The sequence below is a fragment of the Pseudomonas sp. B21128 genome, assembly GCF_044218865.1.
GTDB classification, from domain to species: Bacteria; Pseudomonadota; Gammaproteobacteria; order Pseudomonadales; family Pseudomonadaceae; genus Aquipseudomonas; species Aquipseudomonas iridis.
Map to the genome: position 1 here is coordinate 4,197,663 of NZ_CP162590.1, position 24,975 is coordinate 4,222,637.

Sequence of the window (24,975 nt, forward strand, 5' to 3'; positions counted from 1 at the left end):
TTCATGAAACGTCCACTTGCTTTAACTGTCGCCTTGATGAGTTTTGCGGCCTGTAGCCTCTCAGCAGTTGCTGCTGGCGATGCCGCGGACCTGGGCAAAAGCCTCACGCAGTTCGGCGCCATTCAGGCCGGCAACGCAGACGGCACGATCCCCGCTTACGAGGGCGGCCTGACCACCGCACCGGCAGGATTCAAACCCGACAGCGGTTTCTGGGTCGATCCGTTCAAGGATGAGAAACCCCTGTTTCGCATCGACGCCAAGAACCTCGACAAATACGCCGACAAACTCAGCGAGGGTCAGAAGGCCCTGATAAAGAAGTACCCGACTTATTATCTCGACGTGTACCCGAGCCACCGCACTACGGCCTATCCGCAGGCAGTGCTGGACGCGACGGTGCGCAATGCCAGTAGCTGCAAGATCCAGAAGGACGGCCTCGCCGTGGATCCAGCCTGCCGTGGCGGCCTGCCGTTCCCGATCCCGAAGACCGGTAACGAAGTGATGTGGAACCAGCAGGTGCGTTACAAGATCGGCACCGGTTACTCCACCACGACTTCCTCCAACAGCTGGGTAGTGGATGCCAACGGTTCGATCACCAAGACCGCCGAGCAGGCGACGTTCGAAGAAACGCCGTACTACCAGGTTACTCAGCAAGACCGCGACCCGATGATGTACGCCCGGGTGTTCTCGCGCAACGACTATCCGGCGCGCCGCTCGGGTGAAGTTGTGGTGCTTACCGACTTCCTCGATCCATTGGCCAAGGCTCGTCGTTCGTTCAGTTATTCCCCAGGTCAGCGTCGGGTGAAACTGGCGCCTGAATTCGCCTTCGATACACCGGTAGCAAGCCAGGGTGGCGTGACGCTGTTCGACGAACTGCAAATGTTCTCGGGCAGCCAGGACCGCTTCGATTACAAACTGGTCGGCCGCAAGGAAATGTACATCCCTTACAACGCGTACAAATTCTACTTCGGCGTTGCCAAGCAGGAAGATCAGTTCATGCCGCACCACGCCAACCCAGCGAACGAGCGTTGGGAGCTGCATCGGGTGTGGGTTGTAGAGGCGACACTGAAGCCGGGCATGCGCCACGTATACAGCAAACGTACTTACTACCTGGATGAAGACACCTTCGGCGTTGGCCTGTATGACGCCTGGGACAAGAGCGGCGCGCTGTATCGCTCGATCTTCCTCAGCGGCGTTCAGCTGTATGACAAGAACATCCCGTACAACGTGAAGAACGTCGTGTATGACTTCAACAAAGGCATGTACGCGCTGCTCAACGATGGTTTGAAGGGCGGCTACAAGTTCATCGACAAACCTTTGTCCGAGCGTGACATGAACCCTGAGGCCATTGTGGCGCGGGTCACCCAGCGCTGATGTGATTCGCCTGTGTTGCCTGCCGGTTTGCGCATCAAGCCGGGCAGGCGTCACGGGCGGGTTTGCCCCGCGGGATGGTTAAGGAATAAAAATAATGACTAGCCCTTGCCCTGCTTCTTTTCTTCTCTGTAAATCGCGCCGGCTGATGGCTGTCGCGTTGATCGTCGGCGCCAGTTCGTTGCTGACCACGCCTGCTTACAGCGCAGTTGCGGCGTCTTCCGATTCGCTGGACGTGCCGGCTCAACCGATCGACGCGCAGCTGCCAGCACCCTTGCTGTCGGTCACCACGGTGGGCGATGCAATGATTGGCGTCGGCCTGCACGGGTTGATCCAGCGTTCCACCGATCAGGGCCGGACCTGGCGACAACTCGACAGCCCGGTGTCCAGCGATCTGGTGCAGGTACGTTTTCGCGACGAGCGCAATGGCTGGATCGTCGGTCACGATGCCGTGGTGCTGCACACCAGCAATGGCGGTGACAGCTGGCAGGTGCAACTCGACGGACGCCGTCTGCTGACGTTGCTCAATGCTTACTACGGGCCGCGCGCTGAACAAGGCGATGAATCGGCCGCACTGGTGCTCAGGGAAGTTGCAATGGCCGCCAGCAGTTCGGCGACACCCGACGTACTGGCCGCACCGTTCCTGGATGTGCTGTTTGATGAGCAGGGTAATGGCTTTGCCGTAGGTGCTTTCGGCATGGTGTTGCACAGCACTGACGATGGTCAGACCTGGGAGCCCTGGATCGAGCGCAGTGACAACGACCGGCGTATGCACCTGTATGGCCTCGCGGAACATGCCGGCACGTTCTATATCGGTGGTGAACAAGGCGTGGTGTTGCGCCTGGACGCTGCGCAGCAACGTTTCGTGAAAGTCGAGACGCCTTACACCGGCACCTACTTCGGCGTCCGTGCCTTCGACGGTCTGCTGCTGGCCTATGGGCTGCGCGGCAATCTGTTCGCCAGTCGGGATGACGGCCAGCAATGGCAGCCCGTGCAAACCAACCTCAACAGCAGCCTGGTCAGCATCGTCGAGCAGGGCGATGCCTTGATCGTGGTGAGCCAGGGTGGGCAACTGGTCAGCGTCGACCGGCAGAGTTTGCAGGTCACGCCGCTGGCAGATGCGCGGGTCGGCGAGGTGTATGCAGCCAGTGCCACGCAACAGGCCGGGAGCCTGGTTGTCACGCGTTTCAGCGGCGCCAAGGTCATCGATATCGCCCAGGCCAACTAAAGCCGTCGGCACGATTCCCCTACGAGAAAGAAAAAATGGTCGAGCAAAAATTCAACAGCGGGATGCCAGTGATCGCCAACCTGGAGGACTTTGACAAGAACTCCGGTGGCTGGTTTGAACGGGTCATTTTCCGTCATCGCATGGTGGTCGTCGTTGCTTGCTTGCTCGCCACCGTGGTGCTGGGCTTCTTTGCTACACGGCTGCAGGTGAATGCCAGCTTCGAGAAAATGATTCCCAGCTCCAGCCCGTACATCAAGAATTACCTGGCCTACAAAAACCAGTTGCCGGGCCTGGGTAACAGCATTCGCGTGGTGGTCGAAAACAAGACTGGTGACATCTACGACGCCGACTACTTGCTGGCGCTGCAGAAAGTCAACGACACCCTGTACCTGATCCCGGGTATCGACCGCTCCTGGATGAAGTCGCTGTGGATGCCGATCGTACGCTGGAAAGAGGTGACGGAGGAGGGCATCGATGGCGGTGCGGTGATGCCTTCGGATTACGACGGCAGCGACAAGTCGATCAAGGCCCTGCGGCGCAATATCATGCGCTCCGGCATCATCGGCAACCTGGTGGCCAACGACGGCAAGTCGAGCATGATTGTCGCGCCGCTGCTCGATACCAACCCGCAGACTGGCCTGCCTCTGGATTACGGCGACTTTTCCACGCAACTGGAAGCGCAGATCCGCTCACTGGAAAGTGACAAGGTGGGCATCCACATAGTCGGCTTCAGCAAACTGGTCGGTGACCTGATCGATGGCCTGTATTCGGTCATGCTGTTCTTTGGCGCATCGGTACTGATCGCCGGGCTGTTCGTCTATTTCTATACCCGCTGCCTGCGCAGTACGTTGTTGCTGGTGAGCGTGGCGGTGGCAGGGGTGGTGTGGCTGCTGGGTCTGATGCAGATCCTTGGCTATGAGCTGGACCCGTATTCGATTCTGGTGCCGTTTCTGATTTTTGCCATCGGGATCTCCCATGGCACGCAGAAGATGAACGGCATCCTCCAGGACATTGGCCGCGGTACCCATAAATATGTGGCGGCGCGGTATACCTTCCGCCGTTTGTTCCTTACGGGTCTGACCGCGCTGCTGACCAATATCGTCGGGTTTGCGGTGCTGGTGATCATCGATATCCCGGTGATCCGCGACCTGGCACTGACCACCAGCATGGGCGTTGCAGTCCTGATTTTCACCAAGCTGCTGCTGATCCCGGTGGCGCTCTCGTACCTGGGTGTGAGCAAAAAAGCCGCGCGAATCGCCATCGCCAAAGACCAGGCCGGCGCCGCCAACCGTGGTGTGCTCGGGCACCTCTGGCACAGCCTCGATCGCTTCACCGAGCGTCCGTGGGCGACGGCCGTCATTGCCTTGTCGCTGCTGGTGACCCTGGTGTGCAGTGTGGTGATGATGAACCTCAAGGTGGGCGATCTGGACCCCGGCGCACCGGAGTTGCGTGCCGAGTCGCGGTACAACCTCGACAACGCCTACATCACCAGTCACTACGGACTTTCCAGCGACCAGTTCGTAGTCATCATGAAGACCAACGAAGACAGCTGCCGTTTGTATCAGTCGCTGCAAAGCATGGACAAACTGGCCTGGCGCCTGCGCCAGACGCCGGGGGTGCAAACCACACAATCGCTGGCCGAAACCGTGCGGATGATCAGCTCCGGCATGGCTGAAGGCAGCCCGAAGTGGCTGAGCATCAGTCGTGACCAGGCCATCACCAACTCAGCCGTGGATGCGGCGATGATTTCTGCCCCGGGCATCACCAACCAGCAATGCTCGGTGACGCCGTTGATTGCCTATCTGGCAGACCACAAGGCTGACACGTTGACCCGGGTGTTGCAGGTCTCCGAAGCATTCGCCAAGGAAAACAATACCGCCGCCGGTGCTGAACAACCTGTGGAATTCCTTTTGGCCGCAGGCAATGCCGGCATCGAGGCCGCCACTAACATCGAGGTCGAGAAAGGCATCATCACCATGTACCTGGCGGTATACGGCGCGACGGCCTTGCTGTGTCTGCTGACCTTCCGCAGCTGGCGCGCAACCCTGGTCGCCCTGATTCCATTGCTGATGACCACCATCATCTGCAAGGCATTGATGGTGTGGCTGGGCATTGGTCTGAAAGTGGCCACCTTGCCGGTGATTGCAGTGGGCGTGGGGGTTGGCGTGGACTACGCCCTGTATCTGCTGAGTGTGCAACTGGCGGTACAGGAACGCGGTGGCAGTCTGGCGGTGGCCTATCGTCGCTCGCTGGACTTCACCGGCCGCGTCGTCGCACTCGTCGGCCTGACCATGGCAGCCGGGGTCATTACCTGGGCCTGGTCGCCGATCAAGTTCCAGGCCGACATGGGCATTCTGCTGACCTTCATGTTCCTGTGGAACATGCTCGGTGCGCTGGTGCTTATCCCGGCCCTGTCGCATTACCTGCTTAACCCGAAGGGCAATTCCAAGGCCGGGGTGGCGCTCGACCTGGAAGATGCCCGCGCGCAGCAGGAGCCGCGTAAACCTTCCGCTGCCGTGACTACGCACTCATTGAATGAGCTCGCCTTCCCCCGGCGTGTCCGCTGACTAATAGCCGGGCACAGACCCGGCTGGCAATTGCAAGGAGAGAACAATGTTCGAGTTATTGATGAGTGCCGACATGATGGTTCCGGACCCGGACGGCATGACGGAAATGTTGGTCGACAAGCTCGGGATCTATAAGCATGAGCGCTGGCGTCAGGCGTTCGACAATCATCCCTACATCGCGCATTTTTTGCGGGTTCACAAATCTTTGGCGGTGTCGCCAACGCGCATCGAACCGCAGTGGCACCTGGATCGGCCGAACCCTGGCGATCCCCTGTTCCATGATTTTCTGGAAAGCCTGAAGGATTTCCAGGGCCACCATCGGCCAATGCTGACCCACTCCATTGTGCTGGCCTTGCACGGGGACAAATTCGACGCGCTGGTGGACAAACTGATGCGTCGTCGCTTGCCGTTCCGCATGGCGCAACGCACCCCGGAAATGCCGTTCGACCGTCTGTGGCTGGGCGCGACTCCGGAACAACCGTATTACCAGCCGACTGTGGACGGCGGCTTGTGCATTGAAATCATGCCAACCGAGCCGTTGCAGATGCCACCGGAAACGTACCAGTTGCCGCCGATGCAGCCGCGTGATCAGAAGCCTGGCGACATGGTGCGCGTGACGGCCCGAGGTTTCCTGGTGCGCGATCTCGACGAAACCCTGCGCAAAGTATCGACCAACCTCGACTGGGAGCCGAGCGGCCCGGTAGAGACCATCGCCAGCGAAGGTTACCGCCGTGCGCGAATGGGTTTCACCGTGCCCAACAGCGCCACCCTCGATGTACTCGAAGCGACCTACTGGAACACCGACGCCGGGCATTACGTTAACAACTGGGGGCCGGGTCCGTATTACATCCGCATCGGCGTCAACGACCTGGCGGCCAAGGCCGAGGATCTGCGGGCACGCGGCACGCGCTTCGAATGGATCGAATCGTCGCAAGCCGTTGGCGGCCGTGCATTGATCAAGATCGACCCGCAAGAACTCAACGGCCAGGTGTTCGAGTTCGAGGAGTGCCCTGCATGAGCACAGCGCAAAACCAGCAGCCTCCGGTACTGATCAACGAAGCAGTGCGTTTGGAGCGCGATGCCATGGTGGGCTGGGTGATTCTGACCCGACCCCGGCAGATCAATGCCATCAACGACGACATTCGCCAGGGCGTACCGCAAGCGCTGGCGCAGTTGCAGCAAGACCCGCAGATTCGCGTGATCGTGATTCGCGGCGAAGGCGACCGGGGCTTCTGCGCGGGGGCCGATATCAAGGAACGGCGCGGCCCGGAGTCGAGCCTACAGGTTCGCCAGCGCATGGAAAAAGTACGCTGGATAGAAGCGCTGGATGGCATCAGCAAACCGGTCATTGCCGCTATCCATGGCTACTGCATGGGCGGCGGGCTGGAGCTGGCATTGGCCTGTGACATCCGCTTCGCCGCGCCCGATGCAGTATTCGCCCTGCCGGAAACCGGTCTGGGGCTGATCCCCGGTGGCGGCGGTACACAACGGCTTTCCCGCGTGGTGGCGCCAGGTCAGGCACTGGACATGCTGCTCACCGGTGACCGCATGGGCGCCGAGCAAGCGCAGCGTATTGGTCTGGTCAGTCGCCTGGCCAGTGACAACGCCAGCCTGCTGGACGAAGTGCGCGCCTTTGCGCAGCGCATTGCGGTCAAGCCGCCCACCGCTTCGGCCTTCGTCAAGCAGGCGGCCCGGGCTGCTCTGGACATGGACCTCAAGCGCGGCCTCGATCTGGAGCTGGACCTGTTCGCCTTGCTGGCCCCGACCCAGGACGCCCGTGAAGCGGCCCAGGCGTTCAGCGAGCGACGGGAACCGCGTTTTACCGGCGAATAAAACGCCCCAAAACACTAAGGAACAAGACATGAGCACAGGAAAACTGGCAGGACGTGTGGCCATTATTACCGGCTCCGGTGGCGGCCTCGGCGCTGAATGCGCTCGGGTGCTGGCGTCGCACGGGGCAAGCATTGCGGTGGTCGATATCAATTTCGACGGGGCGACAGCGGTCGCCGAATCTCTGCTTGCCGATGGCCACCAGGCCCTGGCGATCGCCACTGACGTCTCTTCGGAAGATGACGTGCGGGACATGGTCGCCCAGGTGAAGGAGCGTTTCGGCCGTATCGACATCCTGCACAACAACGCGGCCATCCTGAATGCCGAGCAACGCCAGATGGACCGCGATTTCGTCAACCTCGACATGCAAGCCTGGGATCGTGCGATCGCAGTGAATCTGCGTGGAGCGGTGCTGTGCACCAAACATGTGATCCCGGTCATGCTGGAGAACGGCAAGGGCTCGATCATCTTCGCAACCTCCGGCCTGGGCATGCAGGGCGATATGTCACTGACCGGCTACGCGACCTCCAAAGCGGGGCTGATGATGCTGCCGCGTATGGTGGCGTCGCAATACGGCAAGCAGGGCATTCGTGGCAATGCCGTGCAGATCGGCCTGGCGCCTTCGGAACACGCGATGCCTGCGCCATTGCTCGACATTCTGCGCGACAACCATTGCACCGCCGAACTGGGCACGCCTCGGCAGATCGCCGATGTAGTGGCGTTTCTGGCCAGTGATGAATCCTCGTTTGTCACCGGCACCACGCTGGTTGCCGACGGTGGCTTCAGCAGCCATACACCTTCGCTGGTGGCCATGCGTGCGCTGTTCGCGCAAATGGGCCGCACCGGCATGTAACGCTCTCCGGCGCCGCTATGCCGTGCGCGCCGCCGCTCATCTTCGCCGCCACAGCCGCTGCGCGCCGCCGTGGTCGAATGTCGACATGGAAGCTTTTGATGAACCAGCACCCACCTGCGAGCAACACCGATTTCGATGTGATCATTGTCGGCGGCGGCACCAACGGCCTTTCGGCTGGCTGCTACCTGGGCCTGGAAGGCAAAAAAGTGTTGGTGCTGGAAGCGCTGGACAAGGTCGGCGGCATGGCTTCGTCAGGTTACCTGATACCCGAAGCCCCGCAGCACCTGGTCCACCCTTGTGCGCTGGACATGATGTCGATGCGCGTGCATTCCCACGTGCCGGCCGAACTGGGCCTGGATCAACACGGCTTCAAGTCGATAGAACTAGCGCCGGGTTACGTCTATTTGCACCCGGACGGGCAATCGCTGATTTTCTGGCGTGACCGCGAAAAGACCGCCGCCGAGATTCGCCGCTTCAGCAGCAAAGACGCCGAGGCGTTTCTGCAGTTCATGAACGTCATCGACATGTTCCTGGATATCGCGCTGCCGATGATGCGGGTCGACCCGGCCAAAACGAATCTGGGTGTGAAGCTGAGAATACTGGGTACCGCGATCAAGCATAAAGCGCTGAAACCCGAGCTGATGGCGTTGATGACGGGCTCTGCACTGCAGGCCGCGCGTGAGCGTTTCGAGCATCCGGTGACTATCTCGGCGATGTGCGCATTGACCGGGCTGGCAGGCGATATCAGCGCCGATGGCGGGGGCATCTATTACGCCTTGCTCGGGTTCCTCCATCGTTTTGGTGTTGGTCGAGTGCTGGGGGGCATGCAGCAGTTGAGCAATGCCATGCAGGCTCGCCTGGAAGAACTGGGCGGCAAAGTGCTGGTCTCGGCGAGCGTCAGTGAAATCGTCGCCAGGGAAGGGCAGATCCAAGGCGTGAAACTGGCCGATGGTCGTCAGTTCACGGCGCGGGCGGTCATCGCCGGCTGCCATCCAAAGCCAGCGCTGGACATGGTGACGCCGGGTCAAATTCCTCAATACCTGCTGACCCGTATTGCCATGGCGCCGGCCAACGGCAAGGGCTCCGGGCCTTTGAAGGTGGACGTGGCCCTGCGTGGGCAGATTTCGCTGCCACGTTTTGCTGCCCTACGTGGCGACGGTGTGGACTTGCGTAAAACCGTGATGTTGATCGGCACCGAAGAAGCCGTGCTGGAAAACTTCGCCGCTTGCGCCCGTGGCGAGGTGCCGAAGCTGCCCTATATCACCGTGGCCGCACCGAGTGCCGCCGACACGTCGCAAGCACCGGCCGGGCAGGACATCTTGTACATCTATCCGCCGGTGATGCCGGTGGCTCCCAATGAGGGTTGGGACAACTTGCGTGAGCGTGTGGCCGATCAGGTGCAGGAACAGCTGTACGACTACATCGAAGGAATCGAGGGGCAGGTGATCGGTCGGCACATCGAGGCGGCTCCAGACTTCACGGCTCGCTTGAACACGGTGAATGGCTGCGTGGTGCATATCGACACCACGTCGATGCGTTCGAGCACCATGCGACCTGCGCACGGCTTGGGCGGCGACACCTTGCCGGTAGCGGGTTTGTATCTGGGCAGTGCCGGGATTCATCCGGGGGGTGGGGTCAATGGCATGGCCGGGCGGTTGGCGGCGAAGCGGGTGAGCAAGTATCTGGGTAAAAAGGCACGCTAAACCCGCAAACACGAAAACCCGTAAACACCTACGACCTGTAGGAGCTGTCGAGTGAAACGAGGCTGCCTTGCTGTCGCGTTTGGCTTTCGATCAGCCGGAGCAGAGCCACGGCCGGATCAAAAGATCGCAGCCTTCGGCAGCTCCTACAGGGGGGCGTGTGCGATAGGTCTTTCGACAATGCCGGGTGGCGATCATACGCTGTCGGCAGTTTTTTCTGCCCCCAACGAAATACTTGCCAGCACAAAATCCGCCGAGTACTGCCGCCACGTCGCCATGCCTTGCTCCGAGTCGGTATCCAGCCCGGCCAGTGCCGACATCGAATAGCGATTGGTAAACCAGCCCGTAGTCACCAGCGATGCACTTGCCAGTAACAGGCGCGGGTTGATGTTCGCGCGAAAATCACCACTGGTGGCCCCACGCAGGAGAATCGCGTCGAGCTTGGCGATCAGCTTGGGGACCATTTCCAGAAAGTGGTTGCGAGGTGTCTGGTGAGTATCGTGGTAACGGATGCCCTCCAGCGCCAGGCTGCCGAGGAAGGGGTCCAGACGGTATTGGTCGAAAAAATGATTGAGCACCGCGCGCATGGCCACAGGCGGTGAAAGCTCTTCGACACTGAGGTTGACCAGCTCCGACATGATGTTGTCCGAAGACTCGTCCAGTACCGCTATGAACAGGCCTTCCTTGGAGTTGTAGTAGTGGTAGACCAACTGCTTGGTAACGCCGGCATCCCGGGCAATTTCTTCCACGCGGGCGCCTGCCAGGCCTTTTCTGGCGAACTCCACTCGCGCAGCAGCCAGCAGGCGGTTCATTGTATTGCGCTTGCTCTGTGCGCCACCTTCTCCTGCTTTTACTACCACCTCGAACTCCTTGTGCCTGGATCTGCGCAGCTGCTCACACCCTGAAGCATTTTCCTGAAGGGCTTCGTTTGACCCTGAGTCAAACGAAGCGGACTGCCCGCTCGCACACAACCGCTTACGATGAGTTGGCAGCCGGGCAATCTTGGTGTGCAAGCACAATAAAAACAAGACAGGAAATCCTGATGAGCAACGAAAGCGCAGCACTGGATCTGGCCACCGCGTACTCCGCAGTGTCGCAAATGTATCGCGGCACAGACCTGGATATTCACGCGGTGTGCCGCGAACAGCGGCTCAAATCCCCGATCTACGAAGGCGACTTCATCACCCAGTTTGGTGTGCCGACCAACGCCGGCACTCAGCAGGGCACGCGTCCGACCTTCGCCTTGTTCAAATACCAGGACGTGATGACCGTGCTGCGCGACGGCGCGACCTACACCAGCGGATTTATCGCCGAAGGCCTGGGGGCGTTTTTCGATGGCTTGATCATTCTGGCCATGGACGGTGACGAGCACCGCAAAGTACGAGCGTTGCTGCAGCCAGCGTTTATGCCGGAGACCGTGAACAAGTGGCGTCCGCAGATCGACCAAGTGATTCGCGAGGAATACCTTCAGCCCATGTTACCGGCGAAAAAAGCCGACTTGATGAAGTTCGGCCTCGAACTGCCGATTCGGGTCATGTACGCCTTGATGGGTTTTCCGTCGGATGAGCCGTCCAAGTACAAGCAATATGCGGCCTGGGCGCTGGCCATTGTTGGCGGCAATCAGATCGACCCGAGCAAGATGGTCGAGGCGCGGCGTCAGGCCGGGATCGCCGTCAAAGGCCTGTACGACGCACTGGCCGAGGTCGTGGTGCAACGGCGCGCCGCGGGCAGCCAGGGCGATGACGTCGTCGGGCGCTTGCTGCGCGCCGAATATGAGGGGCGCACGCTGAATGATCATGAGGTGATCACCTTCACCCGATCCCTGTTACCGGCCGCAGGTGAAACTACCACGCGCATGTTCGGCTCGGTCATGACCTTGCTGCTGACCACGCCCGGTCTGCTGGAACGGGTCAAGGCTGACCGTTCGCTGATCGGAAGACTGATGGACGAAACCACCCGCTTTGAACCGGTGGCGACTTTCAAGGTGCGCGAAACCGCCAAAGAAGTGGAGTTCCATGGCGTGAAAATCCCCAAGGGTTCGTTCGTGCAATGCATGGTGGTGTCGGCCAACCGCGATGAAGACGCCTTTGAAAACCCCGAAGTGTTCGACATCGATCGCAAGCCAAAACCTTCTTTTGGATTTGGCTTCGGCCCGCACATGTGCATCGGTCAATTCGTCGCCAAGGTGGAAATCAGCTGCGCGGTCAACGCGATCCTCGACCTGTTTCCCAACCTGCGCCTGGACCCGACTCAACCCGTTCCGCAAATCGGCGGTGCGCAACTGCGCGGGGTCTCCACGCTCCCGGTGATCTGGGACTGACTCACCCGGTAAATCCGTTTCCCGGCCGTAACAAAAACAACAGAGGGCATTATGAGAACGTTCAAAACCATTCCAGAACGCGGCGACTTCGGCTTTCAACAATTGGTTGGGCCGCACAAGGTCACCGGCGAATCCCTGTCATCCGAACGCGGTTTTTTCGGCCTGCACCTGAGCAAGAGTTCACCGTTCGGATCGGTGCGCGATGAGCAAGGCAATATCTACTCGTTCGTCCGCTCGTTGATGGCGCCGAACGGCACACCCAACCCGACCAAGTTTATCTACCTGAACAACCATGTCGACAACGTCCACCTGCGCATGGATCACGAAAAAATGGCCCGGCAGGCGCTGACACCACTGCCGGTGCACAGTCTGGAACGTGATGTTGCGCGGTGGGCCAGTCAGCCGGGTGAGCCCGGTAACGGCTGGGAAATAACCGCGAGCAGCGAACGCCTGACCTGGAAGGAAGAAGGCCTGTTTCACCTTGAAGGCCGACTGCTTGGCCCAGGGCTGCAGTGGTACTTGCCAGGCGTGGAGTGGGGCACCTTTTACGTGTCGCAGTTGTGGGATATCGCCGGTGTCTGCGAAGGGCGGCCGGTCAAGGGCGCCATGGCGCTGGATCAGTTTTACATGGCCGAAGGCGGCGCCATCCACTTCAAGAAAGACCTGGTGGTGAACAACAACAAGCATGTGATCTGGTGGTCGTTTGTCACGGTATACAAAGACGGCACCTGGGACACCGGTTCGTTCATGGTCGGTCATGACCATCTGGGCTACGCCATTTTCAACAACGAAAAAGGCGAAGTGCGGGTCACCACCGATATCGAAGGTCACACCGAGCACAAGGACGGCAGCTACTTCCTCAAGTCCGCAAAAATAGTGCTGGAAGGCGATGAAGAGTGGGAGTTCCTGCCGGACGAGAAGGGCGAGATGATCGATTTCGTCGGTGGCTTCCCGATCACGGCGCAGCAGGAAGGGCGCTGGCGGCGGGTCGGCGATACCCGCGAGCCCTCGCACTGGTTAGGTTGGGGCGAGTCGGACCGGCGCAACGGCTCGGCCCGCAACGTTCCGGGCAAAGACCTGTAAACCAGCCGCCCCCCTGTAGGAGCTGCCGAAGGCTGCGATCTTTTGATCTTGAAAAACAAAATCAAAAGATCGCAGCCTTCGGCAGCTCCTACGGGGGGCATATGCGTTGCATCAATAGCCTCGACAAATACAACAATGAGGATTAACGATGAAATTCCACAACAAAGTCGTGCTGATCACTGGCGCCGGTCGAGGCATGGGCCGCGCCATTGCGCTGGCCTATGCCCGGGAAGGCGCCAAGGTGATTGTGTCGGCACGCACCGCTCGATACGGCGACGAAACCATCGCGCAGATCAAGGCGCTGGGCGGTGAAGCCTGCCTGGTGAGTGGCGACATAGCCGATCGCGAGGCGATCAAAGCAATGGTGGAGGATGGCGTCGAACATTTCGGCGGCCTGGACATCGTCGTGCACTGCGCCGCCGACACCAGTCACGGATTGATCGCTGACATGGCCGATCACATCTTTGATCACATTGTGCGCAGCAATATTCAATCCTTGTTCTGGCTGGCCAAAGACAGCGCGCCGCACCTGTCAAAAGCGGTCGACAAAGGACGCCTTATCTTCATTTCATCGGGCGAAGCCAACCGCAAATACACCCCACGGCTGATTGCCTACGGCTCCAGCAAAGCCTTCATGAATGCTTTCGCGCGCGGTCTGGCGGTGGAATTTGGCGCCATGAATATTCTGGTCAACGTGGTGGAGCCCGGACTGATCGGCACCGACCACATGCTGGAAACCCTGGGCAAGGAACTGCCACATAAACTGGCCGCGCATTTCCCAATAGGTCGCTTGGGCGAGTCCGCCGACATTGCCAATGCCGTGCTGTTTCTGACCTCCAACGAAGCTTCCTACATCACCGGCACTTCACTGCTGGTGGATGGCGGCGCCACCATGATCGCGCTGCCCAAAGTCGAAGAAATTCTCAAGGGCGATTGAGGAATCAGTCATGACAACCGAGACACGCAACACCCGCACCACCGCCCACGGTGGCACTGATTTCTCCGAATTCAAGCACGGTTGGCGTGTGGTGATACTGGGTCTGTTCGGGATTTGCACCAGCATCACCGCGGCGTTGCTTTACGCCTTCGGCACCTTGGTGATTCCCCTGGAGCAAGCCTTCGGCTGGAGCCGCGGCGACCTGCAGGCATCCATCACGTTCCTGTTCGCCGGCGTCGCGATATCCACGCAACTGGTTGGCTGGCTCTACCGCCGTTACGGCCTGCGCCGAGTGGCGATTGTGTCGATTGTGCTGCAGATCGTCGGGTACCTTGCCATCACCCGGATCCAGGGGTCGATTGGCTGGCTGTACCTGGCGTTCTTCAGCATGCCGATCGTTTGCGCCGGCACCATTGCGATTACCTGGACGCAACTGATCAACCTGTGGTTCGAGCGCAACCGGGGGCTGGCGCTGGCGGTGATTCTGTGCGGCACCGGGCTGATGGCAATGATTCTGCCGCCGCTGTTGTCGAGGCTGATTGCCGCCTATGGCTGGCAAGCCGGTTTCATTGCCCTGGCGGCGATGCCGTTGCTGTTCACGCTGCCATTGTCGTTGATGTGGCTGCGTGTGCCGGCTCACTTCGCCAGCGCGGAGACCACCACGCAAAAAGTGCTTCCGGAACTGTCCGGCATGTCCTTCAAACAAGCCGTGCGCTCCGGCATGTACTGGGGTTTCAACGTCGCGCTGATATTGTCGGTGTCATTGACCGTCGGCATGGTCACCAACCTAGTGCCGATGCTGCAAAGCAAAGGCTTGAGCGCCCAGCAGGCCAGCCAGATCTTCAGCACCTTCGGCATTTCCATTATCGGCGGACGTTTGCTGGTGGGCTATCTGCTGGACCGTTATTCGCCCTCTGTGGTGTCCGCCGTTAGCCTGGCGCTACCGGCGTTGGGTTGTGCAATTTTTCTGTTTGGCGGGGCGCAGAACATACCGCTGCTGGTACTGGCCACCCTGTGCATTGGCGCGAGTGCCGGTGCTGAATTCGATCTGGCGGCCTTCCTGATGGCACGCTATTTCGGCCTGAAGGACTACGCGCGAATCTTCGGGTTGCACCTGTGCCTGATCACCATCGTTTCCGGTCTGGTGCCCATGCTGTTCGGCTATCTCTACGATGTGTACGGCAGCTATTCCGCGGTGCTGGTGTGCTGTTTCTGCTGCGCCATTATCGGTCCGACCATTTTGCTGTGGTTGCGGATGGAACCGGCCTTTCTGGCGCGTCAACGCAACCTTCAACCGCAGCAGCACGCCTGACCCTACCCGAGGATGAACCCGACATGAGTATGGAAAAACAGACGATCGAGCATTTCCTGCACGGTCAGATCGACTGCTGGAACAGGGGTGACAAGGAGGGTTTTTTTGACCACTACCGCAGTGTGTCGCCCAACGGCTTGAGTATCGAATACGTCGGCAAGCCGCAGCACGATGCCTGGCAGGTGCTGGAAGGCATGTGGGCGCAGCAGCAACCGAAGATTCGCGTGGAAGTGCGCCAGTGCATCATCAACGGCAATGAAGCGGCCTGTCATCACCTCAACGCCTTCCGCGAGCAGGAGGGGGGCGTTGAGACGATCGAGTTGTATCGATTCGAGGAAGGAACGTTGTCGGTGCGCTACTTCATCAATCTATAGTCGTTGCGCACAGCCGCTCATCGGCTGTGCGCACCGGCGTCATATGCCGTCGGTGGAGAATGACAGTTGCTGCCAATGCTCGATTTCCGCGAGCATTCTGTTCAGCTTGTCACTGATTTGCTGATAGGCGTCGGAGCCCGCAACATAGCGCAACGGCGGGTTTTCGCTGTTGGCCAGCTGCACCAGCGCGACGCCCAGCTTCGCCGGGTTGCCGGTTTGCTGATGGTTGTAGGCAGCCGACGCGCCTTTGACCTTGGCCGTGAAGACGGCGTAATCCTCAAGTCCACGTGTGCCAAAAACAGCCGAGCTGGGGTCGAGGAAGTCAGTGCGGAAAACGCCGGGCTCCACCAGTGTGACCTTGATGCCAAACTGCGCGACCTCCAGGGCCAGGGACTCGGAAAAACCTTCCACGGCAAATTTCGAGGCGCAATACAAAGCCGCTCCGCCCATCCCCACCACGCCGCCCATTGAAGACAGGTTTAACACCCGGCCGCTGCGTTGTTGGCGCATGACGGGCAATACCGCGCGACAGACGTTGAATACACCCGACACATTGGTCGCAAATTGCTTGTCGGCGTCGCTGGCGAAATTGTCTTCGAAGGGCGCCAGTTGGCCATAACCAGCGTTGTTGACCAGCACATCGATGCGGCCAAAATGCGCAACGGCGCTGTCTACGGCAACCAGCGCCTGGGCTTCGTCAGTCACATCCAGCGCCACAGCCAGAACACGCTCGCCGTACTCGGCAAACACCTTTTCCAACGGTTCGATACGCCGGCCGGTGACGACAACCCGGTCACCGTCGGCCAATGCCGCTTTGGCAATCGCAGCGCCAAGGCCTCGGGCCGCACCGGTTACAAACCAGACTTTGTTCATGGCATCGCTCCCTTCGTCATGCGAAAAAAAGCCGCGTCAGCTCAGAGGCGGGCGCGGCTGTGTGCGTTACTCGTCCGGGCCCGCTCAGTCGCGATTGGCCGCTTCCCAGGCTTTCAGGTCAAAACCGTCAGCGGCAGCCTCTGCGGCCGTCAGCCTGGGCGCGCGGGTGAGTATCTTGCGCGCGGCCATGTGATCGCCCATGCGATTACAGGACTCCACGGCCACCAGGCGATCATTGCGGAAACACAGCACCGAGGCTTGCCTGTCTTCTACAGAACCGAGCACCACGGTGCTGTCGTAGCCATGGGAGAGCCCGGCAATTTGCAGCTTCAGATTGCCTTGATCGGTCCAGAACCACGGCAGCGCGCTGTATGGCGCCGGTTTGCCCATCAGTCGAGCGGCGACTGCGCGGCCCTGATCGACGGCGTTTTGTACGGACTCAAGCCGGGTGTGCTGCTCATTGTTTTGCAGGCAAGGGAAACTGGCAACGTCACCCAGTGCGGAAATCTGCGGGTCGGATGTCAGCAAACTGGCGTCTACCCTTATGCCGTTCTCGATGTCCAGACCCGCTTCAGTCGCCAGTTGCGCGTTAGGGATGACGCCAATGCCAAACACCACCAGATCAGCTGGCAAGACGCGCCCGTCAGCGGTTTGCACTGCGCACACTTTGCCGTTGTCGCCATCGATGCGGCTCAAGCCCTGGCGGAAGTCGAAGTGCACGCCCCAGGCTTCGTGGGCCTGGCGGAACAGTTCCGACATTTCCCGCGACACCGCCCGCGCCATGGGACGCTCGCCCAGCTCCAGCACGTGCACGTTGGCGCCCAAAGCAGCAGCGACTGCGGCGAACTCAAGGCCGATAAACCCGGCACCGATCACCACCACGTTGCGCGCTTCTTTCGCCAGTGGCGCCAGGGCATCGGCATCAGCCTGGGTTTTGATGCCGAACACTTGCGGCAGATCCGCGCCGGGAACCGGCAATGGTCGGTTGTGCGCGCCAGTGGCCAATACCAGATGGTCGTAGGCGACCGCCGTCCCGGAGGCCAGCACCACCCGTCGATTCAGGCGATCGATCGCTGTTGCCTGGTCATGCAGCAATTCAATGCGCTGGGTGGCGTAAAAATCCGCAGGGCGAAACAGCAGATTGGTCGCCTGAATCTTGCCGAGCAGGTAGGCCTTGGACAACGGCGGGCGCTGGTAGGGCAAGCCAGGCTCATCGCCAATCAGGGTAATACGCCCGTCATAGCCTTCCTGACGCAGGGAAGTAGCGACCTGAAATCCGGCCTGGCCGGCACCGACAATTACCACTGAGGCGAGGGTCATGGGAACTCCTTCATGCGCATTCAGAATTGCGAAGACGGCAGGTGCAGGACCATGCCGTCCATCTCTTGGCTGATGATCAACTGGCAGCTCAAGCGGCTGTTGTCCCGGCGCTCGAAGGCGTATTCGAGCATGTCGTTTTCCATGCCTTCGGCGGCCTGCACTTTGCCCAGCCAGGCTTCGTCGACGTAGGTGTGGCAGGTGGCGCAACTGCAGGCACCGCCGCAATCGGCCGGAATGCCCGGCACCGAGGCAAAGGTCGCGGCCTGCATCACCGATTGGCCGATATCACCTTTGACCTGATGGGCGGTGCCGTTGTGTTCAATAAAGGTCAGTGTGGGCATGGTCTGCTCCGATTCTTGTTGGGGGCTCAGGATTGGCCGGGAAGGGTTTGCGCGTTGAAGCGCGGCACGCGCCCCAGGGTCAGCAGCAGCAACGGACCGATGATGCAGCAAGCGGCGCTGTACACCAGCATCGCGCTATACGAACCGGTTCGCGCCAGCATGTAGGCGAAGAGCAACGGCGCCAGTGCCGACGCCACGGTATTCAAGCCTTGATGGACGCCAAACAGACGACCGTACTCGCGCAAACCGAAGTAGCGCGCAATCAGGAACGCGGCAATATCGAATTCCGCCCCGGCGCCAAAACCGACCAGCACCGCCGCCAGCATCAGGGGGGCGAACTCGGCTGTCGGGCTCAGGTAGATGAAACAACCCACGGCGGGCAATAACAGGCTCAGCGCAGACACTGCCGGCGGCCACAGGCGATCAAGCAAATAGCCGATCAACATGCGACCAAAGATCAGCGAGATACCAAAGCAACTGAAAATAGTGGCGGCGTCCGCAGCCGATAAACCGCGGGCTTGCAGCATGGGTACGGTGCTGGTGACCATGCCGACAATCGAAGAAATCACCAGGCTGAGGGCCAGGTTGCACGTCCAGAATTTCAGCGAGCCCATGCCTTCACGGAAACCCATCCCCGGCAATTGCTCAAGCTCACCGCCGTCACTGCGCTGAGCGGCAGCGACGGGCAGCTTGAACCACAGCAGAATCAACGGCAGCAGCACCAGCAGATTGAGCAGCGCCAGGATCACAAACGCTGCGCGCCAGTCCCACTGTTCGATACCCCAGGCCATCAGGCGGGGAATGGTGGCAGCGGTGACGCCGGTGCCGGACAGACCAATGGCCAGCGCCAGGCCGCGATTGCGATCGAACCACAGACTGATCAGCTGCGTCCACGTCACCGCCAGCGCGCCCATGCCGACGATCGGCAGCAGCGCGAAGGCAATGTACATCGACCAGATCGACTGGGTCAGCTGGGTCGTCGCGAGGTAGCCGAGTGACAGCAGCAGCAGGGAAATAACCGTGACACGCTTCATGCCGTAGCGCAGATTGAACCAACCCACCAGTTGCAGGGAAACCACTGCGCCGCCGAACAGGAAGGTGATGCAGGCCTGCAGTTCACTTTTACTCCAGCCGAACGCATCGCCCAGTGGCACCACCAGGGTACCGAAGCCATACAGCAGGGCAGCGTTGATGCTGATGGCGACACCGGCCACCGACAGGATCAGGATTCTCCAGCTTTGACGAAATTCCTGCGGATCAATGGCCGCTTCGCTTTTGGACGGATGCATGGGACTGGCTTCCTTATAGGTTTTGTTGAGCCAGTCTCAGCATATCCGCGTTAAAAATTAATTGCACATAAAATAAATAAGTGTTCATAATTTGCCATCGCTGAACCTGATAAGGAGAAAAAAATGAGTTCAGAAAAAGCGCAATTTAAAGCCGTGGCCGACCGTAGCCGCTGTTGTGGTTACGGGTTGTGTGCCGCGATCTGCCCAAGCGTCTACAAACTTGACGCCGATGGCCTGGTGTACCTCGACAACGCCGCCGTGCCACCGGAACTTGAAGAGGAGGCCCGCGAAGGTGCCGCCGCTTGCCCGGCGGAGGCGATCTGGCTTGAGCCCATCACTTCAGAAGACGAAGCCGTTTGACAGCGAAAGCATCGACCGCAACGTGTCAATCACTGAAGTGAGGATGTACTTATGGGACGCTTACACAACAAAGTCGCGCTGATCACCGGTACCGGCGGCGGGCAGGGCAGGGCCGCGGCGCTGCGGTTTGCCCGCGAAGGGGCGATTGTCGTTGGCTGCGACTTTGTCGCCGAAGGTCATGAAGAAACGGCCGCGTTGATGCGGGCAGAGGGTTTCACTCTGTACGGCTCGGCCCCGGTGGACCTGGGTGACCACGAGCAGGCGAAGGCGTGGATCCATGCCGCCGTCGTCGAGCACGGGCGCATCGACATTCTCTACAACAACGCATCCGCTGCACGGTTCGGCCTGGTCAGCGAACTGTCGATCGAAGATTGGCAGTACACCATGCGCAACGAAATCGACCTGCTGTTCTATACCACCAAATATGCCTGGCACCACTTGGCCGAACAGCGCGGGGTGATCATCAACGTATCGTCAACCGCCGCGTGGGGCGGTTCGAAAGTGGCCGGAATTTCTGCGCATTCCGCAGCCAAGGGTGCGGTGGTTTCGTTCACCCGCCAACTGGCCGTAGAAGGTGCGCCGTTTGGCATCCGTGCGGTCAGTCTGAGCCCAGGATTTGTCGCGACGCCCGGAACTCGTCCGTTTCTGGAAGACCCGAAAATGCGTGCGATGCTGCTGGATGGCGTATTGATGGACCGCCCCGGCGAACCTGAGGAAGTGGTCGCGATGGCGGTTTTCGTCGCCTCGGACGAAGCTTCGTTCATTACCGGTTCGGACTTTGTAATCGACGGCGGGTTGCTGGCGATCTAGTACGCGCGGCGCCCCTGGCAGGAGCGACCGGCACCTTTCATCATCTCGAACAATAACAAGGTGAATGACGTGGACATTATCGGTATCGGTTACATGGGCTTTGAAACTCCCAACCTCGAAGCCTGGCGTGAATACGGCCCGCAGGTCATGGGCTTTGGTATCGGTAAGAACCCCGATAGTGATCCGGAGTCGCTGTATTTCAAGATTGATGACCGCCGTCATCGTTTCGCGTTTCACCCAGGTAAAGTTGACCGGATTGCCTACATCGGCTGGGAAGCGGTCGGGCGCATGGCGTTCGAAGACGGTATCAGGAAGCTGGCGGCGGCCAATGTCGACTACAGCCGTGGCGATGCAGAGCTCTGTGAACAGCGTGGCGTGCGGGAACTGGTGCGTTTCCGCGATCCGGTCGGTTATCAGCACGAACTTTTCTACGGGCAAAAATGGATGCCGCGTTCCTTCCAGCCTGGGCGTCCCCACAGCGGTTTTCTGGCCGACGAACGAGGGGCGGGGCATGTGGTGCTGATCACCCCGGACTACACGCCGGAGCTGGAAGACTTCCTGATCAACGTCATGGGTTTCAATTGGTATGGCGCCGGTGCCGGTAAAGGGCGAACCGGTTTTTTCCGTTCGAAACTCAACCATCACACCAGCCATGATATTGCCTACGGCCATGGGCCGGGACGCATGGGCGTGCAGCATGTCGGGCTGTTCGTCCGCAATGTCCGCGATGTGGGGGAAACCTACGACATCGTGCGTCAGCGCGAGCTGCCAATGATGATGACCCTTGGCCAACATGCCCAGGACCCGCACCTGTCGTTCTACCATTTCAATCCGTCCGGTTTTGCTTTCGAGACCATTGCTGAGATCGAGCCATGGCAGGGCGATCCCTACGAGCTGAACCCGGAAAAACTCAGCCTGTGGGGCCATGAAATGGTCGGCCCGATTCTCGGCGCCAGCGTGAAGACGCCCGAAGAAGTACTCGACGCCGAGTATCTGCCGATCTACCTGGCCAAGCGCTGACATGCGCCTGGCGCGGGTCGAGGTGGCCGGACAAACGTTCTGGGCATTGCTTGATGCCCAAACCGATCACCTGCGCAGGATCAGCGCGCCGTTCTGCCACTGGGCCGGGCTGCGTGCGGATGGTGTGGCAGGCGCCCTCGACCTGGTGGGCGAGTGGCTGCCGTTGTCGGCGGCGCGCTTGCTTGCGCCGCTGGAGCCGGGCGGCCGGGTGTTCGGTGTGGGCCTCAACTACCTCAGCCACCTCAAGCGTCTGGGCAGCGAAGCGCCGGCCCATCCACTGGCTTACATGAAACCCGAGTCAGCGCTGGTGGGTGCCGGTGACGAGATCGATTATTCGCCTCTGACCTGCCAGCTCGACTACGAAGTAGAACTGGTCGCAGTGGTCGGCCGGCCGTTGCTGGACGAGCCGCACGCCAGCGACTGCCTGTTGGGCTACACGATAGGCAATGACATCAGTGCGCGGGATGCCGGCAAACTGATTGGCCGGCTGGACCTGTTGACTCAGAAAGCCATGGACCGCACGACACCGGTCGGCCCCTGGATTGTGACGGCGGATGAGCTGGGTGGTACAGGCCAGCCTGCGCTGGAAATGCGCCTGAGCGTCAACGATGAAGTGCGCCAGCACGACAACACGCGGCAGATGATTTTCCCTCTAGATGAATTGCTCAACTATCTGGATGCACGCATCAGTCTGCGCCCTGGTGACCTGGTGTTTACCGGTTCCAGCCACGGTGTGGGTCTGGAAACCGGGCGCTTCCTGCGCCCGGGTGATCGGGTAGAAGCGCATATCGATGGCATTGGTCGACTGCGCAATAGCATTGCAGCACTTCGCCGGCTCAGCCCTGCGCGAGCACGCGGGCGACTTGGCCAGCCACTGGCACCGTAATCCCCCTGATATTGATCGGCGAAAACGCTGAGGAGTAATGATGAGCGAGGGTTCGGCGTGGGCGCCGTTTCGCAACAGAGCGTTCCGAGGCTTATGGCTGGCAGCCGCCGTGGTCAATATGGCGATCTGGATGCAGACCGTGGCCGCGGCGTGGATCATGACCACGTTGACGACATCGGCGGTCATGGTCTCCCTGGTGCAGACCGCCGTGACCTTGCCGGTCTTCCTCTTCGCCTTTCCCGGCGGGGTGATCGCCGATCGGGTAGACCGCCGCGGATGGCTGATCATTACCCAGTGCATGATGCTGTTCGCGGCGCTGGTACTCTGCCTGTTGGCGTACAGCGCGCATTTGGAAACCTGGGGCCTGCTGGCGTTCACTTTTGTACTGGGCACCGGCAGTGCGCTGGGCATGTCCGCGTGGATGGTGACCATGGTCGGCGTGCTGCCGCGCGATCAGGTACCGGCTGCCGTTTCCCTCAACGGAATCTCCATCAACGCGACCCGCGCGTTGGGGCCGGCGCTGGCCGGCGCGCTTATTGCGTACTGGAACACCACGTCGGTGTTTCTGGTGATAGCCCTGTGCATGTTGGTGGTGCTGATTTTCCTCTTTTCTCTGGCGCGTAATCCGCCTGCCGCTGGCTTGCCGCCCGAGACCCTGACGGGTGGCATGCGCAGTGGCCTGCGCTACATCCGCCATTCGGCGGTGCTGTTCAGCGCCATGAAGCAAGTGTTGGTGTTCACCAGCAGTGCGAGCGCTTTGTGGGCGTTGATGCCACTGGTGGCCAAGCAGGAACTGGGCATGGATGCCGGAGGTTATGGCCTGCTGATGGCATTTCTGGGGGCCGGTGCAGTGCTGGCGGCGCTCTGCTTGCCGCGTTTATATCGGGTGATGAGCATGCGTCATCTGTTGATGTGCGGCTCCGTATCGTTCGCCCTGGCAAGCGTGGCCGCCGCGCTGTCGAACAACCGCTACGCGGTCTGCGCAATGATGTTGCTGGCTGGATTCGGCTGGATGGCGGTCAACGCGACTATTTCCACGGTGGTGCAGACTTACGCCGCCAACTGGGTTCGCGCACGGGTCGCCTCCGTGTATGTACTGATCCTGATGGGCGCGATGGCAGCCGGGGGCGCGTTATGGGGCGCGTTGGCGCAATACTTGGGGCTAAGCGAAAGCTTGTTGTTATCGGCACTGTTACTGCTGGTGGGTATCGCGCTGACCCGTAATGATTACGTGGAATTGGGTCAGGAATCCGATTTCGCCGAAGTTCAGGTAACCGACTCCTTGCAGCTGACCGGCAATATTTCCCATTCCGACGGTCCGGTATCGGTGGAGATCGTCTATCAGGTGACCGAGCCAGAACGTGATGCCTTTCTGACAGCCGTGTACGCGGTCGGCAAGGCGCGACGCCGCAACGGTGCGCAAAACTGGCGGCTGTACCGCGACATGTCGGCTGATCAACTCTACAGCGAACGCTTCATCGTCGAATCCTGGCTCGATTACTTGCGCCAGCAGGTTCGGGTAACGCAAGCGGACCATGCCCAGGAGCAGGTTCTTGAGCATTTTCGCCGCGAGGATCTGCAAACCCGCCGTCTGATCTACCAGCCACCGCTGAAACAAACCACGTAGCTCGAAAATTCCCAGATAAAACTTTTCCGTGCCGATTCATTCTCAGGCTAGAATGACCGCACTTTAAAGTGACTGGATCGGGCATGGACCTCTCTGACGTTAACGACACCACCAAAGCGGCCGGCGCGACCATCGTCAAGCCCGTTTCCAATGCAATTCGAATCCTGCGCTACCTCAGTCAGGTGGGCACACCGGAACGATCGGTGGACATCGCCCGACAACTGAAAATCAATCCCAGCACCTGCTTCAACATCCTGCGCACTCTGGTGCAGGAGGAAGTGGTCGACTTCAGCTCGATGTCCAAGCGTTACTCTGTAGGCTTGGGGTTGGCACGGCTGGTGGAACAACTGGTGACCCAAGGCCATCGCGTGCAGATGGCGAAACCGCTGTTGCATAACCTGGCTGCACGCCAACGGGTGACGATTACACTGTGGCGCAAAATGAGCGCTGACCGCATCGTCATCGTCAGTTCCGCTGCCAGCCCCACCGATGTGCGCATCGACATGGCCGAAGGTCAACGCTTGCCGATTCTGATGGGCGCCAGCGGTCGCTTGTTCGCCACGCAGATCGACCTTGACGACCCAGAAGTGCAGGGCAGCTTCGAGACCATTCGCTGGGCTCAGCCACTGCCACTCGAGGTTTACCGGGAGGAAGTCAGAACCGCGGCCGAGCGTGGCTGGGCCTTGGATGACGGGCATTTTTCCGGGGGCATTCTGGCGATCGCCGCACCGGTCTACTCGCCGTCCAACAGCATCGATTTCACCGTGTCGGCGGTGATGTTCCGTGGGCAGAGGGACGAAGAGGGCCTTGCCGAACTGGGCAAGGCGCTGATCGAATTCTGCAGTGAAGTGGCCGGCGTGCTGTATTGAGTTTCGCT

Annotated in this window: 23 protein-coding genes; 18 read left to right on the plus strand and 5 right to left on the minus strand. The window is 60.1% G+C overall.

Translation table 11 applies throughout. The features are described from left to right. Positions 1-3: 3 nt before the first annotated feature. From AB4P91_RS18705 to AB4P91_RS18735, 7 genes are all read left to right on the plus strand, one after another. On the plus strand, positions 4-1,371 hold the full coding sequence (locus AB4P91_RS18705; RefSeq protein WP_313005213.1) for a DUF1329 domain-containing protein: 1,368 nt from the start codon (positions 4-6) through the stop codon (positions 1,369-1,371). Between the two features lie 94 nt (positions 1,372-1,465). Then, positions 1,466-2,596 (plus strand): YCF48-related protein, encoded by a 1,131-nt coding sequence (locus AB4P91_RS18710; protein WP_395603399.1) that lies wholly within the window; start codon positions 1,466-1,468, stop codon positions 2,594-2,596. A gap of 35 nt (positions 2,597-2,631) precedes the next feature. Beyond that, positions 2,632-5,163, plus strand: a complete 2,532-nt coding sequence (locus tag AB4P91_RS18715) for an MMPL family transporter (protein WP_313005217.1) — start codon at positions 2,632-2,634, stop codon at positions 5,161-5,163. 46 nt (positions 5,164-5,209) lie between these two features. Further along, entirely contained in the window at positions 5,210-6,181 is a 972-nt protein-coding gene (locus AB4P91_RS18720) for a lactoylglutathione lyase (RefSeq protein ID WP_313005219.1), read from the plus strand. Continuing rightward, complete coding sequence (locus tag AB4P91_RS18725) at positions 6,178-6,996, plus strand: enoyl-CoA hydratase/isomerase family protein (RefSeq protein WP_313005221.1); 819 nt, start codon at positions 6,178-6,180, stop codon at positions 6,994-6,996. Before AB4P91_RS18720 ends, AB4P91_RS18725 begins: the two co-directional genes overlap by 4 nt. A 28-nt stretch (positions 6,997-7,024) precedes the next feature. Continuing rightward, a complete protein-coding gene (locus AB4P91_RS18730) occupies positions 7,025-7,846 on the plus strand; it encodes an SDR family oxidoreductase (RefSeq protein ID WP_313005223.1) in 822 nt (273 codons plus the stop codon). A gap of 98 nt (positions 7,847-7,944) precedes the next feature. Continuing rightward, positions 7,945-9,549 (plus strand): NAD(P)/FAD-dependent oxidoreductase, encoded by a 1,605-nt coding sequence (locus AB4P91_RS18735; RefSeq protein WP_313005226.1) that lies wholly within the window; start codon positions 7,945-7,947, stop codon positions 9,547-9,549. A 191-nt stretch (positions 9,550-9,740) separates the two neighbouring features. Here the strand turns inward: AB4P91_RS18735 and AB4P91_RS18740 are convergent, their stop codons facing one another. Continuing rightward, positions 9,741-10,406: a TetR/AcrR family transcriptional regulator gene (locus tag AB4P91_RS18740; protein WP_313005228.1), complete on the minus strand. Its 666-nt coding sequence runs from the start codon at positions 10,404-10,406 to the stop codon at positions 9,741-9,743. 182 nt (positions 10,407-10,588) lie between these two features. Here AB4P91_RS18740 and AB4P91_RS18745 point away from each other — a divergent pair, with 182 nt between their 5' ends. The 5 genes from AB4P91_RS18745 to AB4P91_RS18765 all read left to right on the plus strand — a co-directional run bounded on the left by AB4P91_RS18745 (position 10,589) and on the right by AB4P91_RS18765 (position 15,572). After that, positions 10,589-11,866 (plus strand): cytochrome P450, encoded by a 1,278-nt coding sequence (locus tag AB4P91_RS18745; RefSeq protein WP_313005231.1) that lies wholly within the window; start codon positions 10,589-10,591, stop codon positions 11,864-11,866. A gap of 51 nt (positions 11,867-11,917) precedes the next feature. Continuing rightward, complete coding sequence (locus AB4P91_RS18750) at positions 11,918-12,949, plus strand: hypothetical protein (protein ID WP_313005233.1); 1,032 nt, start codon at positions 11,918-11,920, stop codon at positions 12,947-12,949. A 148-nt stretch (positions 12,950-13,097) separates the two neighbouring features. Next, positions 13,098-13,886 (plus strand): SDR family NAD(P)-dependent oxidoreductase, encoded by a 789-nt coding sequence (locus tag AB4P91_RS18755; protein WP_395603400.1) that lies wholly within the window; start codon positions 13,098-13,100, stop codon positions 13,884-13,886. Between the two features lie 10 nt (positions 13,887-13,896). Beyond that, entirely contained in the window at positions 13,897-15,198 is a 1,302-nt protein-coding gene (locus tag AB4P91_RS18760; protein WP_150581009.1) for an MFS transporter, read from the plus strand. Between the two features lie 23 nt (positions 15,199-15,221). Continuing rightward, positions 15,222-15,572 (plus strand): nuclear transport factor 2 family protein, encoded by a 351-nt coding sequence (locus tag AB4P91_RS18765; RefSeq protein WP_313005238.1) that lies wholly within the window; start codon positions 15,222-15,224, stop codon positions 15,570-15,572. Positions 15,573-15,611: 39 nt separating this feature from the next. Here the strand turns inward: AB4P91_RS18765 and AB4P91_RS18770 are convergent, their stop codons facing one another. The 4 genes from AB4P91_RS18770 to AB4P91_RS18785 all read right to left on the minus strand — a co-directional run bounded on the left by AB4P91_RS18770 (position 15,612) and on the right by AB4P91_RS18785 (position 19,395). Continuing rightward, positions 15,612-16,445, minus strand: coding sequence for an oxidoreductase (locus AB4P91_RS18770; protein WP_313005240.1), 834 nt, complete (start codon positions 16,443-16,445; stop codon positions 15,612-15,614). Positions 16,446-16,529: 84 nt separating this feature from the next. Then, positions 16,530-17,765: an NAD(P)/FAD-dependent oxidoreductase gene (locus AB4P91_RS18775; RefSeq protein ID WP_150581006.1), complete on the minus strand. Its 1,236-nt coding sequence runs from the start codon at positions 17,763-17,765 to the stop codon at positions 16,530-16,532. 20 nt (positions 17,766-17,785) lie between these two features. Beyond that, complete coding sequence (locus AB4P91_RS18780) at positions 17,786-18,106, minus strand: 2Fe-2S iron-sulfur cluster-binding protein (RefSeq protein WP_150581005.1); 321 nt, start codon at positions 18,104-18,106, stop codon at positions 17,786-17,788. 26 nt (positions 18,107-18,132) lie between these two features. Next, on the minus strand, positions 18,133-19,395 hold the full coding sequence (locus AB4P91_RS18785) for an MFS transporter (protein ID WP_150581004.1): 1,263 nt from the start codon (positions 19,393-19,395) through the stop codon (positions 18,133-18,135). A gap of 123 nt (positions 19,396-19,518) precedes the next feature. On the opposite strand from AB4P91_RS18785, the gene AB4P91_RS18790 reads away from it, so the two are divergent. The 6 genes from AB4P91_RS18790 (at position 19,519) to AB4P91_RS18815 (ending at position 24,967) form a co-directional block, all read left to right on the plus strand. Then, complete coding sequence (locus AB4P91_RS18790) at positions 19,519-19,755, plus strand: ferredoxin (RefSeq protein WP_150581003.1); 237 nt, start codon at positions 19,519-19,521, stop codon at positions 19,753-19,755. Between the two features lie 51 nt (positions 19,756-19,806). Continuing rightward, a complete protein-coding gene (locus AB4P91_RS18795; RefSeq protein WP_313005248.1) occupies positions 19,807-20,565 on the plus strand; it encodes an SDR family oxidoreductase in 759 nt (252 codons plus the stop codon). Between the two features lie 69 nt (positions 20,566-20,634). Continuing rightward, entirely contained in the window at positions 20,635-21,585 is a 951-nt protein-coding gene (locus AB4P91_RS18800; RefSeq protein ID WP_395603401.1) for a VOC family protein, read from the plus strand. A gap of 1 nt (position 21,586) precedes the next feature. Continuing rightward, positions 21,587-22,471 carry a fumarylacetoacetate hydrolase family protein gene (locus AB4P91_RS18805; RefSeq protein ID WP_313005253.1) on the plus strand — a complete coding sequence of 295 codons (885 nt, stop codon included), beginning with the start codon at positions 21,587-21,589 and terminating at the stop codon, positions 22,469-22,471. A 40-nt stretch (positions 22,472-22,511) separates the two neighbouring features. Then, positions 22,512-24,098 carry an MFS transporter gene (locus AB4P91_RS18810; RefSeq protein ID WP_150578804.1) on the plus strand — a complete coding sequence of 529 codons (1,587 nt, stop codon included), beginning with the start codon at positions 22,512-22,514 and terminating at the stop codon, positions 24,096-24,098. A gap of 83 nt (positions 24,099-24,181) precedes the next feature. Beyond that, positions 24,182-24,967, plus strand: a complete 786-nt coding sequence (locus AB4P91_RS18815; protein ID WP_395603402.1) for an IclR family transcriptional regulator — start codon at positions 24,182-24,184, stop codon at positions 24,965-24,967. Positions 24,968-24,975: the final 8 nt, after the last annotated feature.

Coding starts and splice junctions, on each gene's coding strand:
- AB4P91_RS18705 (WP_313005213.1), top strand. CDS start 4: ATGAAACGTCCACTTGCTTTAACTGTCGCCTTGATGAGTTTTGCGGCC.
- AB4P91_RS18710 (WP_395603399.1), top strand. CDS start 1,466: ATGACTAGCCCTTGCCCTGCTTCTTTTCTTCTCTGTAAATCGCGCCGG.
- AB4P91_RS18715 (WP_313005217.1), top strand. CDS start 2,632: ATGGTCGAGCAAAAATTCAACAGCGGGATGCCAGTGATCGCCAACCTG.
- AB4P91_RS18720 (WP_313005219.1), top strand. CDS start 5,210: ATGTTCGAGTTATTGATGAGTGCCGACATGATGGTTCCGGACCCGGAC.
- AB4P91_RS18725 (WP_313005221.1), top strand. CDS start 6,178: ATGAGCACAGCGCAAAACCAGCAGCCTCCGGTACTGATCAACGAAGCA.
- AB4P91_RS18730 (WP_313005223.1), top strand. CDS start 7,025: ATGAGCACAGGAAAACTGGCAGGACGTGTGGCCATTATTACCGGCTCC.
- AB4P91_RS18735 (WP_313005226.1), top strand. CDS start 7,945: ATGAACCAGCACCCACCTGCGAGCAACACCGATTTCGATGTGATCATT.
- AB4P91_RS18745 (WP_313005231.1), top strand. CDS start 10,589: ATGAGCAACGAAAGCGCAGCACTGGATCTGGCCACCGCGTACTCCGCA.
- AB4P91_RS18750 (WP_313005233.1), top strand. CDS start 11,918: ATGAGAACGTTCAAAACCATTCCAGAACGCGGCGACTTCGGCTTTCAA.
- AB4P91_RS18755 (WP_395603400.1), top strand. CDS start 13,098: ATGAAATTCCACAACAAAGTCGTGCTGATCACTGGCGCCGGTCGAGGC.
- AB4P91_RS18760 (WP_150581009.1), top strand. CDS start 13,897: ATGACAACCGAGACACGCAACACCCGCACCACCGCCCACGGTGGCACT.
- AB4P91_RS18765 (WP_313005238.1), top strand. CDS start 15,222: ATGAGTATGGAAAAACAGACGATCGAGCATTTCCTGCACGGTCAGATC.
- AB4P91_RS18770 (WP_313005240.1), bottom strand. CDS start 16,445: ATGAACAAAGTCTGGTTTGTAACCGGTGCGGCCCGAGGCCTTGGCGCT.
- AB4P91_RS18775 (WP_150581006.1), bottom strand. CDS start 17,765: ATGACCCTCGCCTCAGTGGTAATTGTCGGTGCCGGCCAGGCCGGATTT.
- AB4P91_RS18780 (WP_150581005.1), bottom strand. CDS start 18,106: ATGCCCACACTGACCTTTATTGAACACAACGGCACCGCCCATCAGGTC.
- AB4P91_RS18785 (WP_150581004.1), bottom strand. CDS start 19,395: ATGCATCCGTCCAAAAGCGAAGCGGCCATTGATCCGCAGGAATTTCGT.
- AB4P91_RS18790 (WP_150581003.1), top strand. CDS start 19,519: ATGAGTTCAGAAAAAGCGCAATTTAAAGCCGTGGCCGACCGTAGCCGC.
- AB4P91_RS18795 (WP_313005248.1), top strand. CDS start 19,807: ATGGGACGCTTACACAACAAAGTCGCGCTGATCACCGGTACCGGCGGC.
- AB4P91_RS18805 (WP_313005253.1), top strand. CDS start 21,587: ATGCGCCTGGCGCGGGTCGAGGTGGCCGGACAAACGTTCTGGGCATTG.
- AB4P91_RS18810 (WP_150578804.1), top strand. CDS start 22,512: ATGAGCGAGGGTTCGGCGTGGGCGCCGTTTCGCAACAGAGCGTTCCGA.
- AB4P91_RS18815 (WP_395603402.1), top strand. CDS start 24,182: ATGGACCTCTCTGACGTTAACGACACCACCAAAGCGGCCGGCGCGACC.